Raw genomic sequence first — 13,802 nt, forward strand, 5'->3', positions numbered from 1 at the left:
GACCAGCACAACCGAGATGACCGACCTGCTGCGCACCTCGATGCGCACCGTCCTGCACCCGCACGTGTCCACCACCACATTGCGACAATACCCCCATAGGGTATAATTTGTACCCATGAGCAGCCCCGAGACCCCCACCCGCGGGTACACCCAGGACAAGGCGGCTTATGCCCGCCGCCTCAAGCGCATCGAGGGTCAGGTGCGCGGTGTGCAGCGGATGATCGACGAGGACACCTACTGCATCGACGTCCTCACCCAGATCTCCGCCATCCAGTCCGCCCTGAAATCCGTGAGCCTGGGGCTCATGGAAGAGCACCTGGGTCACTGCGTCAAGCACGCCGTGGAGGCCGCCCACGACTCCGGGGACACCTCGGACATGGACGCCAAACTCGCGGAGGCCAACGCCGCGATCGCCCGGCTCGTCAAGAGCTGAGCGGGCGCCGTCGGCCCACGCCGCGGCCACCAGGACTTCGGGCCGTACGGCCCGGCAGGAGAATCACGAGCATTGAGGAGAATCCCATGAACACCACCGTCAACGTTTCCGGCATGACCTGCGGACACTGCGTCGCCTCCGTGAAGGAGGAACTGGCCGAGGTTCCCGGCGTCGCCTCCGTGGCCGTGGACCTCAACGCCGGCGGCGTCTCCCCCGTGACCATCGAGAGCTCGCGCGAACTGACCTCGGACGAGATCTCCGCGGCCGTGGAAGAGGCCGGGTATGCCGTCGTCTGAACCAGCTACGGCCGAACCGCAGGTGCACGGGCCGCTGCGTGATCTGGACCTGCAGATCACGGGCATGACGTGTGCGTCCTGCGTGGGACGGATCGAGCGGAAGCTGCGCAAGATCGACGGCGTGGATCCCGCGGTCAACCTGGCCCTGGAGTCCGCGTCCGTCAAGGTCCCCGGGGACGTCTCCGACGAGCAGATCCTGGACACCATCCGCAACGCCGGTTACGGCGCCGAGATCACGGGTGGGGACCGCGTGCAGCGGGCCTCCGCTCCTGCCGAAACGCCCAGACAAGCCGACGACGCCGCTCACGCGGGTACGCGGGGCGGGGCGTCATCGGCACTCGGGACGACCGACGCATACCCCCGCGGGCATGCGTCCTCGGAGACAACCCCCGAGCGAACCGCCGAGGAGACCCTGCGGGCCGAGAACGAGCACCGGGATCCCGCGCTCGAGACCACCCCCGCGCAACGGCGGATGAGCGACCTCAAGAAGCGGTTCATCGTGGCCGCGGTCTTCTCCGTGCCGGTCTTCGTGATCTCCATGGTCCCCGGCGCGCAGTTCCCCCACTGGGGCTGGGTGGCCGCGCTGCTGACACTGCCCGTGGTCACGTGGGCGGCCTGGCCTTTCCACAAGGCCACCGCCGTGAACGCGCGCCACCTTTCCACGACCATGGACACCCTGGTGTCCCTGGGCGTGACCGCGGCCTACCTGTTCTCGCTGGGCCACCTGCTCGTGGAGCCGGACATGACCGCCCATGCCCATCCAGACATGGCCATGGACATGTCCAGCCACCAGTTGTACTTCGAGTCCGCGGCCATCATCACCACGTTCTTGTTGCTGGGCCGCTGGCTCGAAGCGCGCGCCAAATCCCGTTCGGGTGAGGCACTCAAGGCGTTGCTGGATCTCGGCGCGCAGCAAGCCACCGTGGTGGATGAGGACGGCACCGAACGCACGGTGCCCGTGTCCGAGCTGCGCGTGGGGGACACCTTCACGGTGCGCCCGGGCGAGAAGATCGCCACGGACGCCCTGGTCGTGGAGGGCGAGTCCGCCGTGGACGCCTCCATGCTCACCGGGGAATCCGTTCCCGTGGAGGTGGGCCCGGGGGATGAACTCACGGGTGCCACCGTGAACACCACGGGTCGTCTGCTGGCGCGGGCGACCCACGTGGGTGCGGACACCGTGCTCGCCTCCATGAGCCGAACCGTGGCGCGCGCGCAGGCCACCAAGGCCCCCGTGGCGCGTCTCGCGGACCGGATCTCTGCCGTGTTCGTGCCCGTGGTCATGGGTATCGCGGTGCTGACCTTCGCGATCTGGTGGCTCGTGTCCGGGGAACTGAACCAGGCGTTCGTCGCGGCGGTCTCCGTCCTGGTGATCGCGTGCCCGTGCGCCCTGGGTCTGGCCACACCCACGGCCATGCTGACCGGGACCGGGCGCGGCGCTCAGCTGGGCATCCTGATCACCTCCGCGGAGGTACTAGAGGACACCCGCTCGGTGGACACCGTGGTACTGGACAAGACCGGGACCGTGACCCACGGGGACATGGCGGTGACCACCGTGACGCCGGTGAACTCGTGGTCGCGGGATCAGGTGCTGGATCTGGCCGCGGCCGTGGAGAGCTACTCCGAGCACCCGATCGCCCAGGCGATCACCGCAGCCACGCCCCACCGCTACGAGGTCTCCCGCTTCGAGTCCGCCCCGGGCGGCGGCGTCAAGGGGTACGTCCCGGACGGCATGAACGCGCGCGCCGTCGTGGTGGGCCGGGAATCCTGGCTCACCCAGAACGGGATCCGGCTGACCGCGGACGAGTCCGAGGCCCTGCGCCGCGCCCGCGAGGACGGTTTCACCACCATCCTCGTGGCCGTGGACGGGCGCGTGGCCGGGTTCATCGACCTGCAGGACACCGTGAAGGACGAGGCCCCGGCCGCGATCGCGGAACTCCAGCGGCTCGGGCTGCGCCCGGTGCTGCTCACGGGGGACAATGCCGCCGTGGCCCGTTCCGTGGCCGCCCACGTGGGGATCGCCCCGGAAGACGTGATCGCGGACGTCACCCCGGACGGCAAGGTCCAGGCCGTGGAAGAGCTACAGTCGCAGGGCCGCGTGGTGGCCATGGTGGGTGACGGCGTCAACGACGCCCCCGCCCTGACCCGCGCGGACCTGGGCATCGCCATGGGTTCCGGCACGGATGCCGCCATGCAGGCCGCGGACATCACCGTGGTGCGCAGTGACCTCACGGCCATCCCGCTGGCGATCAAGCTCTCCCGCCAGACGCTGCACATCATCAAGTCCAATCTGTTCTGGGCGTTTGCCTACAACACCGTGGCCATTCCGGTGGCGGCCCTGGGGTTGTTGAACCCCATGATCGCCGGCGCCGCCATGGCGTTCAGCTCGGTGTTCGTGGTGCTGAACTCATTGCGGCTGAAGCGGTTCGCGCGCTGAGTGCGCTCGACGTGCCGAACGGCCGCACGGCACGGGTCATGCGACCAGAGCCGCACGGCAGGGGTGCCACGACATGAGAGAGCGAGGCCCCGGGGAACCAGTGGTTCTCCGGGGCCTCGCTCTGTATGGGAGCCCTACATGCTGCGGTCAGCGAGCGCTCGAGCCCGGCTCCTCGCCCTTGGTGTCCGGGCGCACGCGCTGGCCGAACTGGGGTTCGTCGGTGGTTGCCGCCCCCGCGGCACCGCCGGTACCGGACGACGTCGTCCCCGAGCCTTCCCCGCGCGCCTGTTCGGCCTGCCGGCGGGCCTTGTTCTCCGCGTACAGCTTGGCGGAGGACCGGTTCACGCCGGTGCCCTGACCGAGCTCTTCCGCGTTGGGCTTCTCGAGCAGCATGAGGGTCGCGCATACCACCACGGAGGCGATGAACGCGATGCCCGCCGCGATCAGGCCCAGGCCCATCCGGGCGGCGTTGTCCGTGCCGCCCGCTGCTACCACGGACACCACCACGAAGGCCACGACCGCCAGAACGGCCGAGATGATCAGGGGCCCCTTGATATCGGTTCTGCGCCGGCCATTGTGCTCAGTGCGCTGGGCCACGTGATTCCTCCTGGCGGTGGTCGGGGTGTGGGGGTGTGGGGCGGGGGTAGGGGATCCGCCCGCGAGTTCAACGTGTCAGTGTACGCGTTCAGGCCGTACGGCCTGGGTCCGTCAGGGCCTTGTCCGCTGCGCGCGCATCGTGGCGCAGGCTCAGTGCGGCGATGAGCTGGGTGACGCCGACGATGATGGCCGCACCGCCCACCACACCAAGTTCTGCCTTGGTTCCGAGGGTCTCCACGAGCACCATACCCGTGGCCGCGAACACGGTCACCGCGCCGCACAGCGTCCAGTCACGACCCAGCGGGAACTGGCCACGGAAACGCATGCCCAACACCAGTTCGGTGATCCCGCACAGACCCAGGATCACGGCGGAGAACAGGACGAAGAGCCAGTCACTGCTCGCGACCACCGCGGTGAGCACCCCGCCCAGGACGTACAGCACACCGTAGGACTGCGGGATGTTCCGGCTCGGGCCCAGGTCCACGTCCTCGCGGCGGTTCAGCCGCAGCTGCAGGAAGATCGCGGAGACGCCCGTTCCCACCAGGAAGAACGCCATGACCCACCGGCCCGCCCCGAGGGACGGTTCCTGCCAGAAGACGGTCACCGCCGCGAAGATCAGCGCCACCACGGCGCGCAGCAGGGTGGGTCCCCACAGGTCGTGGCGCACGTCGGCCCCGCGGGACCTGCCGCGGTCCTGCCCGCCGTGCGGTGCGGAAATCTGTTGGGGCACGCCGAGAACTCCTGAATCTGCCGGGGATGTCCCGCCCAGTCTAACGAGCTTCCCTGGACGGGTTCAGGGCTCGCCCAGTACCTCCCGCAGCACCTGGGCACCGCGTTCCACGTCCCGGTCCGGTGCGGTCAGGCCCAGCACCACCCCGCCCCGTTCGTCGGGTCCCCGGTCCGCTTCCGCCAGCGACGACGACGCCCCTGCCCCACCACGTTCACCACCCTCGCGGCCCTGCCCCGTCCAGTACTCGCCCAGGGCACCCACGAGGACCCCGCGGCGTCGTGCGCGCTCGATCGTGGCGTCCTCGTCCGGAACGGCGAGCACCGCGTGGGCACCGCCGGCCATGGGCAGAACACTCACGTGCGGGAGGCCGCCGAGGACGTCGGAGAGCAGCGAGCGGCGTCGTCGGAAGGAGCGACGCATCCTGGCCGTGTGGCGCTGGAACTCTCCCGAATCCACGAACCGCGCGAGCGCTTCCTGGGCGATGAGCGAGACGGGCGAACCCAGCGCCGCACGCGTGCGTGCGAGGTCCGGGAGCAGGGAATCCGGGGCCACGAGGTGCCCCACGCCCACGGAACTGCCGAGCACCTTGGCGAAACTGCCCAGGGTCACCACGGTGTCCCGGGCGGTGTCCAATGCCCCGAGGGCGGGCAGGGGTTGGGCGCTGTGGCGCAGTTCGGAGTCGTAGTCGTCCTCGAGCACGAGCGCGCCGTGCTCACGGGCCCACGCGAGCAGTTCCATCCCTGTCTCCTATACACATCTGACGCTGCCGACGATAAGGCTCCCCCACCACCCGCTGGGCAGATGCTCGGGCACGAGACCGTGCTCGTCCACCCCCACCGGCAGGGCGATGTGCCCGAGCGCGCGCACCACACGACGAAGCGCGGGGTACCCGGGATTCTCCACGGCCACGCGCAGCCTCCTGCCGTGTGCGAGCCCCAGCACCCGCAACGCGAGCTGCAACCCGTCCCGCACGCCCGCGGTGACGAGGATGTCCTCGGGAGAACGCACGATCCCGCGATTGAGCCGCAGGTAGTCCGCGAGGTGGTCCCGCAGATCGGTGCGCAGGGTGCGCCCCGTGGCGACGCCGCTCGCCGCGTCCCGCCACGCCCCGCGCCACGCGGGGGTGTCCAGGGACGTGATGGCGCTCTTCCCGGGGCGCAGGTCGATCATCTCGGGCCGCGCCGCGGACCGACGGGCCGTGCGCTGCGAAGGGAGCGCGGGCGACGTCGTCGGGGCGGGAATGCCCGCGGCCGGTATGCCAGCACGAGGCGACGTGGGGGTGGAATGCTGTCCGGCGCGGGGCGACGCCGCGGCGTCGCCCCCGGGCACCGGGCCGGACGGGCGGACTCGAGGAGCATCGGCGGTCGCAGCGGCAGCACGGGCAACGGGCCCTGTATCGCGCCGCATGTCCAGATGCGGGGTGATCCGCGTGGCACCGCGATCGGCCACGAGGTAGCCCTCACCCGCGAGGACGTCCCACGCGGAGGTGACCGTTCCGCGCGAGATTCCCAACCGGGCGGCCAGGGCCCGGGACGAGGGTAGGGGGTCGCCCGGGCGCAGCACCCCGCGCGCCACGAGCTCGCGGATCTGCCGCACGAGCTGCTCCCCCAGACCCGTGCTCGCGGTGCGATCGACGGTCAGGGGGAGGTCGGTGTTTCTGGCGTGCCTCATTCCCGGGACTGCCGGGCGATGAAGCCGGCCATGCCGGGAACGGTGAACGCCACCTGACCGTGATCGGGAGCGTAGATCATCCCCTTCTGGATCAGTTGCGCTCTTGTAGGGCCCAGGCTGCTGGCCTTGGTACCGAGCCGGGCTGCGAGTTCACCCGTGCGGGAGGGGCCCGCACCGTCCACCGCCATGACGCTCATGTACTCGCGCTCCTTGGGCGTCGCCCTGCCCCAGCGGGCCGGGAAGAATCCGGAGTCCAGTTGCGCCCACCCCTTCTCGATGGCCACCCTCGAGTCCTCGAGCGTGAACGGCGTGGTCGGCGCGACTTCCCACACTGCGTTCCCGAACTCCTGGATGAAGTACGGATAACCACCCGACGCCGCGACGATGGCGTTCAGCGCCTCGGTGTCGAATTCGGCGCCCACGTCCTTGGCCGGGCGTGCCACCGCGTATCGCGCTTGCTCCGGGTCCAGCGGTCCGATGACCCGGTAGTCGAAGAGTCTTTCCGCATAACTGCGTGTGGCGCTCAGGATCGTGGGAAGGTTCGGTAGACCGGCGCAGATCACGTAGAACGGCCAGTCACGCTGGCCCGCGATGTGCTGGACCGTGACGATTGCGCTCATCATGTCCGGGTCCAGGTCCTGCATCTCGTCGATGAACAGGCCGAATGCGCTGTGCTGTGCCTTCAGTGGTTCGCTGAGATCCTCGACCAGCTCTTCCAGATCGATGTCGATCCGCCCGGACTGCGCGCGTACGGGATGAAGATCGACACTGGCCGAGACACCGCTCGTCCCCACGGAGACACTGAAGGACTGGATGGTCGTGAGCGCATCAGCGAAGAACCGACCGGGGTGACGGCCGAGATGACGCCGAGCCGCCACCACGAGTTCCCGGGCGAACCTGTCTCTCACGTCCTGCCTGCCCCGAGCCTCCGGCCGCCCCTCCAGCTGGACGGTGAGCCAGCCGTGATTGTCCGCGTGCGCACGCAGGACGTTGAGCAGAACGGTCTTTCCGACTCCCCGTAGACCCGTGAGCACCATGCCCCTGTTGGGGCGGTGGAGCTTGGCGCGCGCGATCATGAGGTCGAAGGCGGAAATCTCTGCCTCCCGGCCACTGAGCACCTTGGGACGCAGCCCGGATCCGGGGCTGTAGGGGTTGGCTGCGAGGTCCATGTACCGAAGTGTAAAGCATCATATAAATATTCTTATACTTACTTAGATTTCGATAGCGTCTCGATCGACGGCTGCCAGAGGCCGCGGGTTAAGTGCCGGTCGTTGCGTAAGTGGACCACTTCATTTCGTCGATTTTGGCTCTGTCAATGGACCACCCACGCTGCCAGGATGGAGGCCATGACCGAAACCTTGCAGACCTCCGCCCAGAACCCCACCCCCGTGACCGGATCGCGCCTCGTCAAGCGCGGCCTGGCCGACATGCTCAAGGGCGGTGTGATCATGGACGTGGTCACCGCTGAGCAGGCCCGGATCGCCGAGGACTCCGGAGCCGTGGCCGTGATGGCGCTCGAGCGCGTTCCCGCGGACATCCGCTCCCAGGGTGGCGTGGCGCGCATGAGTGATCCCGATCTGATCGAGCAGATCATCGACTCGGTGTCCATCCCCGTGATGGCCAAGGCGCGGATCGGGCACTTCGTGGAGGCACAGGTGCTCGAGCACCTCAAGGTGGACTACATCGACGAGTCCGAGGTGCTCTCCCCCGCCGATTACGTCAACCACATCGACAAGCACCGCTTCAACGTCCCGTTCGTGTGCGGTGCGACCAACCTGGGTGAGGCGCTGCGCCGGATCACCGAGGGCGCGGCCATGATCCGCTCCAAGGGCGAGGCCGGCACGGGGGACGTCTCCGAGGCCACCAAGCACATCCGCACCATTCGCGCCCAGATCGCCGAGCTGCAGGGCCTTTACACCTCCACCCCGGACGCCCTCTACGTCAAGGCCAAGGAACTGTCCGCGCCGTACGAGCTGGTGGCGGAGGTCGCCCGCACGGGCAAGCTCCCCGTGGTGCTGTTCACCGCCGGGGGGATCGCGACCCCCGCGGACGCCGCCATGATGATGCAGCTCGGTGCGGACGGCGTGTTCGTGGGCTCGGGCATCTTCAAGTCCGGCAACCCCGCCGAGCGCGCCCGCGCCATCGTGGCCGCGACCGCCTACTACGACGATCCCGCCCGCATCGCAGAGGCCTCTCGCGGCCTGGGCGAGGCCATGGTCGGCATCAACGTGGCGGACCTGCCCGCACCCCACCGCCTCGCGGAGCGCGGCTGGTGAGCTCCGCCCCCACCGTCGGTGTCCTGGCGCTGCAGGGCGGGGTGGCCGAGCACCTGGCGATGTTCCAATCGCTGGGTGCCCGGGCGGTTCGCGTCCGTTCCGTCTCGGACCTGCTGGGCGACGACGGCGCTCCCGCCGTGGACGCGCTCGTCCTGCCCGGGGGTGAGTCCTCCACGATGGACCGGCTGTGCCGCACGTTCGGTCTGTTCGAGCCCCTCCAGCGGGTCATCCGCGCCGGCCTGCCCACTCTGGGCACGTGCGCGGGACTCATCATGCTGTCCATGCGGATTGCGGATCCCGCGCCGGGGCAGCAGAGCCTGGGTGTTCTGGACGTCACGGTGGACCGCAATGCGTTCGGCTCCCAGGTCGACTCCGCGGAAGTTTCGCTCCCCTGGGCCGGCACCGCTGGCCACGCGGAGACGGACGACGACACCGCGATGACCCCGAGCGGCGTCGTCCGCGCGGCCTTCATCCGAGCACCCTCGGTGACCGAGGTGGGGGACGGTGTGCAGGTGCTGGCCCGCTACCGCGACACGGTGGTGGCCGTTCGCCAGGCCAATGTCCTGGGCATCAGTTTCCACCCCGAGCTCATGGGAGAGACCACCGTGCACGAGGAACTGCTGAGCATGGTCCGGACGGGCGCGAACGCATAGCGCGGGCCACGGCCCCGCGTTCGTCCCGCGGCGGCCGCTCGGAGTGTCGAAGACACGTTCCCGGAACGTCCCTGGTCAGAAACTCCCTGATGAACCCCCGCCGGTGAACCCGCCGCCCCCGCCGAAGGACGACGGGGACGAGCTCCCGAACGACGACCCCGCCGAGGATGCCGCCGAACCGTTGTACACCGCCGGGTACATCACGTAGAGCGGCAACCACGAGCGGAACGTGGACGCGTACCGGATCTCGTGCTCGATGCCGTCCGCGTCCTTGGCCCGATTGGGTTTGTCGTTGAGCCCGGGGGCCTTGCGGTTCTGGAGGCGGTACTTGTAGTACGCCTGGCGCATCCCGTCCGTGATCTCCTCGTCCGGGTGCTCCCGCTGGAACTGCTCGATCTCGCCCTCCGCCTGCTCCCGGATCCGTTTGTTCTGCCGGTGATGGCGCCACCAGCTCAGCAGGACCACCAGGACCGTCACGCCCACGAGCCCCAAGACCACACGGGCCGACATGTTGCTCGTGGCCTCCCGATCAGCGGCCGCTTGCGGATTCGCCTCGTCGTAGACCTCGGTGATGGTGTTCGTGAACGCTCCCGCGTAATCCTCTTTCTTGAACCCCGGTTCCAGCTCGTCCTGCATGATGTTCCGGGCGTCCCCGTCCGAGAGCACCTCGCGGGCCCCGTCCGCGACCTCGATGCGCAGCTCACGTTCGCCCATGTCCGCGACCACGAGCACCCCGTTGTTGCGGCCGTCGTCTCCCACGCCCCAGTCCGTGGCCACCGTGCGGGAGTAGTCCTCGATGCTCTCTCCCTGGGTATCGTCCACCGTGAGCACGGCCGCGCGGATGTACTCGTTCTCGGAGTTCTTCTCCCCGATCAATCGGTTCAGCTGTGCTTCCTGGTCAGGGGTCAGCAGGTCCGCCTGGTCCTGCACCGCGCCCTCGGTGGGGCGGGGTGGCACGTCCAGGGCGTGGGCGGGATCGGCGACTCCCGCGACGAGCACCGCCCCCAGCGCGCCGGTCGTGATGATGCGCCGCAGGGGCGCCATCCTGAGCGTCTCGGTGTCCACGGATCCTCCCGGGTTTCGTCACATGCTGGTCGGCACAGGTTCTCGTAGGCCAGGGTGCGGGTACGACGACGCCGCGCGGCCCGGCGGTCCCGACGGCGCGTTGCTCTCGAGACCCACTGGGTTTCGAGAGCGCCCGACTCAGCGGCGCGCGGTGGGGACCACCATCACGGGGCACTCGGCGTCCGCGAGGGCGGCCTGGGACACCGAACCCATGAGCAGACCGCGGAACCCGCCGTACCCGCGGGTGCCCATGACGAGCAGCTCGGCGGTGCGGGAGGCGTCCACGAGTGCGTCCGCGGGGCGGCCCTCCAGCACGCGGGTCTCGATCTCCAGGCCCGGGAAGTCCTTGCGCAGTTCCTCGGCCACGGAATCGGTGAGCTCCTTGGCCGGGGCCATGAGCTGTTCCTGCACGGCGCGATCCAGCTCGGCGGAGTTCATGGGCAGGTAGCTCGTGGTGGGGACCACGCTCACAATCGCGAGCCGCAGCCCGCGATCCGCGGCGTACCGGGCGGCCTGCGGCACCGCCTTGTTCTTGGCGCCGAGCTTGTCCACGCCCACGACCACGCGACCCTCGAAGCTCTCACCCTCGGGCCGGGTCTCACGTTCGCCAGGGCGCCACTCCTCCGGAAGGATCACCACGGGCGCGGCGGAGTGGGCGGCCACCGCGGCGGAGACCGAACCCACGCGCCCGCGCACCCCGTGGTGCCCGCGCTTGCCGAGAACCACCACGGAGGCGTCCTGGGCCTCGTAGACGATCACGCCGGCGGCGTCGCCGCGCTCGATGATGCCCTGCCCGGTGACGCCGCCCGCCTTGGCCTTCTCCACGGCGCGCGTGGCCAGCCGCTCCGATTCCTGGTGCAGCGCATCCGCGAAGGCTCCATAGATGGACTGGTCCAGGCCGGTCTGGCGGCCCGTGGAGAGCACGATCTTCAACGGCTCCTGCCGCTTCTGGGCCTCGAGGATCGCCCAGTCCAGGGCCCGCTCACTGTGATCGGAACCGTCGTACGCCACCACGATGTTCTGTGTCATCTGTCTGCACCTAGTTTCTTAACTGTGTTTCGAGGGGGAGCGCGGATCAGGACTCAGCGCCCGCTGGGGACCACCATCACGGGCCCGGCAGCGGAGCTCAGCACGGCCTGGGACACGGATCCGAGCAACAGACCCGTGAACCCACCGATCCCGCGGGAGCCCACGACCACAAGGTCCGCGGTCCGGGTGGCCTGCACGAGCACCCGGCCGGGGCGGCCCAGGAACGCGTGCTGAGTGACCCGCAACCGGGGTTCCCGCTCAGCAATGGTGCGCGCCAGTTCTGAGAGCCGTTCGAGCGATTCCTGGAAGTAGTAGGTCTGGTTGTACTGGTCCTGGAACCACTCCGGGGTCCCGGACAGGGCGCCATTCACGGAGACGAGGCTCAGGGTCGCGTCATGGGACAGGGCGTACTGGATCGCGTGCGCTACCGCGGGGTTCTTCTCCCCCGCGCCGTCCACGCCCACGACCACGGAGCCGGAGAAGTCCATCTCGGAGGCAGGGGTGCGGGTTCCACCCTGGGCCTCGTCGTCGGAGACGCGCACGTCCTTGCCGTCCCGGCCCTCCTCGCGGGCGAGTTCCGCGTCCGAGTCGTCCTCGTGGGTTCCGGGCGGGACCACGATCACGGGCACGGGACTGTGGGCCGCCACGGCCGCGGAGACCGAACCCAGCCGACCCCGCAGGGCATCGCCCTTGCCGCGCTTGCCCATGATCACCAGGCACGCGTCCTTGGCGGCGTGCAGGACGGCCCGAGCGGCGTCGCCCTCGCCCAGGACCTTGCGGATCTCGACGTCCGGGGCGTGGGAGCGGGCGTACTCCTCGGCGGCCTCGAGATGGGATTCGCTCTCCGCCTTCACGGCGTCGTGGAAGCGCTGTTCCAGGCCTGGATCCCCCACGACCGCGACGGGGAACGCGCACAACAGGCGCACGGAGACTTTGCGGGCGGCCGCCTCCGTGAGGGCACGGTCGAGGGCGCGCAGCGCGATCTCGGAACCATCAATACCCACCAGGACGGGAGCGTTGGACAAGGTGTTCAGAACGTCGTTGTTCATACCTCCAGGATAGTCTCCGCACCCTGCAACGGCGCGGTCCACCACGCGATTTCAGGCCTGTGACGGCGCCGCACGGAGCCTCCTGGCGCCGGGCCGGCTCCGCGGGCCGCTCACGCCATCGCGAACATCCACCGGTCCCCGCGGATGCGCAGACCCAGGGTCACGGCACGGGCGCCCATGTACCCGCCCGCGTACGCAATCCAAAGCCACGCCGCGCCCACGGTGCCGCTCCCACCCCGTTCGAGAACGAGCCACAACAGGGGCGCGTACACGACCAGGTTGATGACCCCGGCCAGGGCGAGATAGCGAGCGTCGCCGGCGCCGATCAGAACGCCGTCGAGCACGAACACGAATGCCGCGAGGGGCTGACCCACGGCCACGACGATCAACGCGACCCCGAAGATCACCTGGACGTCCCGCGACGAGGTGAAGAGGAAGCCCAGGTGCGGCCCGAGCAGACCCACGATCACGCCCGTGACCACGCCGAAGCCCAGGCCCCACCGGATCAGTCGATGCATGAGCCTCCGGACATGTTCGCGTTCCGAGCGCCGTTGCAGGTCCCGGGCGCCGAGTTCCTTGCCCAGCAGCGCCTGGGCGGCGATGGCCAAGGCGTCCAGTGCGAAGGCCAGGAAGTTGAAGATCGTCATGGTCAGTTGGTAGGCCGCGAGGTTCTCGGCCCCCTGCGCCGTGGCCACCACCACGGTCACCAGGATCGCGGCGCGCAGGGACAGGGTGCGCAGCATGAGCCATGTCCCCACCGTGAGGTGCGTGCGCACCCCGGCCCAGGACGTCGCGAGGCTCACGCCGCGCCGTCGGAACTGCCGAGTGAGCATGATCAGGTACGTCACAGCCATGGCCCACTGCGTGATGCTCGTGCCGATCGCCGCGCCCGCGACGCCCAGCTGCGCGCCGTACACGAGCGCCACGTTCAGCCCCGCGTTCACGGCGGCGCCCACGCCCGCGATCACGAGCGGGGTGGTCGTGTCCTGCAGACCTCGCAGCACACCCACGGCGGCCAGCACGATCAGCATGGCCACGAGTCCGGGCAGGGACCACAACGCGTACGACGTCGCGTGCTCCAGCACTTCGCCCTCCGCACCCAGGGTGCGCAGCAGGGGACGAACGGCCACGGCACCCACCGCGGCGAGCAGCACCCCGAGACCCGCGGCGGTCCACAGTCCGTCCCGACCCACGCGCAGGGCATCGGCGAGTCTGCCACCACCCACGTGCCGGGCCACCGCGGGGGTGGTGCTGTAGGCCAGGAAGACCATGAGTCCCACGACCGTCTGCACCACCGTCGCGGCGATCCCTACCCCCGCGAGCTGCGCCGTGCCCAGGTGGCCGATGATCGCCGAGTCAGCGAGCAGGAACAGCGGCTCCGCGATCAGCGCTCCGAACGCCGGGACGGCGAGCGCGAGGATCTGGCGGTTCAGGCTCTTCCCGCCCGCGGTCTTGGACGGGGTCCCAGGATCCGACGGCGTTGCCGGGCCCTCGGGCGTCACGGGCTCCTCGGAAGCTGCGGGGCCCCCGCGGTGGAGACCTCCGGGACTGGGCCTGTCTCTTATACAC

General features: G+C 69.6%; 13 protein-coding genes. 5 read left to right on the top strand and 8 right to left on the bottom strand.

Annotated features, from left to right (window positions below):
* Window positions 1-115: 115 nt before the first annotated feature.
* The 3 genes from J1M36_RS04910 (at window position 116) to J1M36_RS04920 (ending at window position 3,163) form a co-directional block, all read left to right on the top strand.
* Window positions 116-433, top strand: a complete 318-nt coding sequence (locus tag J1M36_RS04910) for a metal-sensitive transcriptional regulator (RefSeq protein WP_035960928.1) — start codon at window positions 116-118, stop codon at window positions 431-433.
* Window positions 434-519: 86 nt separating this feature from the next.
* Window positions 520-729, top strand: a complete 210-nt coding sequence (locus J1M36_RS04915; protein WP_206478769.1) for a cation transporter — start codon at window positions 520-522, stop codon at window positions 727-729.
* The gene (locus tag J1M36_RS04920; protein ID WP_064846428.1) at window positions 716-3,163 is read left to right on the top strand and encodes a cation-translocating P-type ATPase; all 2,448 of its coding nucleotides are present in this window, start codon (window positions 716-718) and stop codon (window positions 3,161-3,163) included. The genes J1M36_RS04915 and J1M36_RS04920 overlap by 14 nt, the downstream gene beginning before the upstream one ends.
* A gap of 147 nt (window positions 3,164-3,310) precedes the next feature.
* On the opposite strand, the gene J1M36_RS04925 is transcribed toward J1M36_RS04920, so the two are convergent.
* From J1M36_RS04925 to J1M36_RS04940, 4 genes are all read right to left on the bottom strand, one after another.
* The gene (locus J1M36_RS04925) at window positions 3,311-3,760 is read right to left on the bottom strand and encodes a hypothetical protein (protein WP_064846427.1); all 450 of its coding nucleotides are present in this window, start codon (window positions 3,758-3,760) and stop codon (window positions 3,311-3,313) included.
* An 88-nt stretch (window positions 3,761-3,848) separates the two neighbouring features.
* Window positions 3,849-4,490, bottom strand: coding sequence for a hypothetical protein (locus J1M36_RS04930; RefSeq protein ID WP_231885556.1), 642 nt, complete (start codon window positions 4,488-4,490; stop codon window positions 3,849-3,851).
* A gap of 63 nt (window positions 4,491-4,553) precedes the next feature.
* Window positions 4,554-5,228, bottom strand: coding sequence for an aminotransferase class I/II-fold pyridoxal phosphate-dependent enzyme (locus J1M36_RS12695; protein WP_241246868.1), 675 nt, complete (start codon window positions 5,226-5,228; stop codon window positions 4,554-4,556).
* Window positions 5,229-6,157: 929 nt separating this feature from the next.
* On the bottom strand, window positions 6,158-7,330 hold the full coding sequence (locus tag J1M36_RS04940; protein ID WP_206478770.1) for an ATP-binding protein: 1,173 nt from the start codon (window positions 7,328-7,330) through the stop codon (window positions 6,158-6,160).
* 177 nt (window positions 7,331-7,507) lie between these two features.
* Between J1M36_RS04940 and pdxS the strand changes: the two genes are divergently transcribed.
* A complete protein-coding gene (gene pdxS, locus J1M36_RS04945) occupies window positions 7,508-8,437 on the top strand; it encodes a pyridoxal 5'-phosphate synthase lyase subunit PdxS (RefSeq protein WP_131332123.1) in 930 nt (309 codons plus the stop codon).
* Entirely contained in the window at window positions 8,434-9,090 is a 657-nt protein-coding gene (gene pdxT / locus J1M36_RS04950; protein WP_206478771.1) for a pyridoxal 5'-phosphate synthase glutaminase subunit PdxT, read from the top strand. Before pdxS ends, pdxT begins: the two co-directional genes overlap by 4 nt.
* Before the next feature lie 75 nt (window positions 9,091-9,165).
* Here the strand turns inward: pdxT and J1M36_RS04955 are convergent, their stop codons facing one another.
* The 4 genes from J1M36_RS04955 to J1M36_RS04970 form a co-directional block, all read right to left on the bottom strand.
* Window positions 9,166-10,155 carry a TPM domain-containing protein gene (locus J1M36_RS04955; RefSeq protein WP_338136565.1) on the bottom strand — a complete coding sequence of 330 codons (990 nt, stop codon included), beginning with the start codon at window positions 10,153-10,155 and terminating at the stop codon, window positions 9,166-9,168.
* 138 nt (window positions 10,156-10,293) lie between these two features.
* Window positions 10,294-11,184: a universal stress protein gene (locus tag J1M36_RS04960; protein ID WP_206478772.1), complete on the bottom strand. Its 891-nt coding sequence runs from the start codon at window positions 11,182-11,184 to the stop codon at window positions 10,294-10,296.
* Between the two features lie 53 nt (window positions 11,185-11,237).
* Window positions 11,238-12,233, bottom strand: a complete 996-nt coding sequence (locus J1M36_RS04965) for a universal stress protein (RefSeq protein ID WP_206478773.1) — start codon at window positions 12,231-12,233, stop codon at window positions 11,238-11,240.
* Between the two features lie 110 nt (window positions 12,234-12,343).
* Window positions 12,344-13,666: an MATE family efflux transporter gene (locus tag J1M36_RS04970; RefSeq protein WP_241246893.1), complete on the bottom strand. Its 1,323-nt coding sequence runs from the start codon at window positions 13,664-13,666 to the stop codon at window positions 12,344-12,346.
* Between the last annotated feature and the right edge of the window lie 136 nt (window positions 13,667-13,802).

The sequence above is a fragment of the Kocuria sp. KRD140 genome (genome assembly GCF_017168375.1).
GTDB lineage: Bacteria > Actinomycetota > Actinomycetes > Actinomycetales > Micrococcaceae > Kocuria > Kocuria marina.

What these genes read in the sequence shown, in the direction of transcription:
- J1M36_RS04910 (WP_035960928.1), top strand. Translation starts at nt 116, where the DNA reads ATGAGCAGCCCCGAGACCCCCACCCGCGGGTACACCCAGGACAAGGCG.
- J1M36_RS04915 (WP_206478769.1), top strand. Translation starts at nt 520, where the DNA reads ATGAACACCACCGTCAACGTTTCCGGCATGACCTGCGGACACTGCGTC.
- J1M36_RS04920 (WP_064846428.1), top strand. Translation starts at nt 716, where the DNA reads ATGCCGTCGTCTGAACCAGCTACGGCCGAACCGCAGGTGCACGGGCCG.
- J1M36_RS12695 (WP_241246868.1), bottom strand. Translation starts at nt 5,228, where the DNA reads ATGGAACTGCTCGCGTGGGCCCGTGAGCACGGCGCGCTCGTGCTCGAG.
- J1M36_RS04940 (WP_206478770.1), bottom strand. Translation starts at nt 7,330, where the DNA reads ATGGACCTCGCAGCCAACCCCTACAGCCCCGGATCCGGGCTGCGTCCC.
- pdxS (WP_131332123.1), top strand. Translation starts at nt 7,508, where the DNA reads ATGACCGAAACCTTGCAGACCTCCGCCCAGAACCCCACCCCCGTGACC.
- J1M36_RS04960 (WP_206478772.1), bottom strand. Translation starts at nt 11,184, where the DNA reads ATGACACAGAACATCGTGGTGGCGTACGACGGTTCCGATCACAGTGAG.
- J1M36_RS04965 (WP_206478773.1), bottom strand. Translation starts at nt 12,233, where the DNA reads ATGAACAACGACGTTCTGAACACCTTGTCCAACGCTCCCGTCCTGGTG.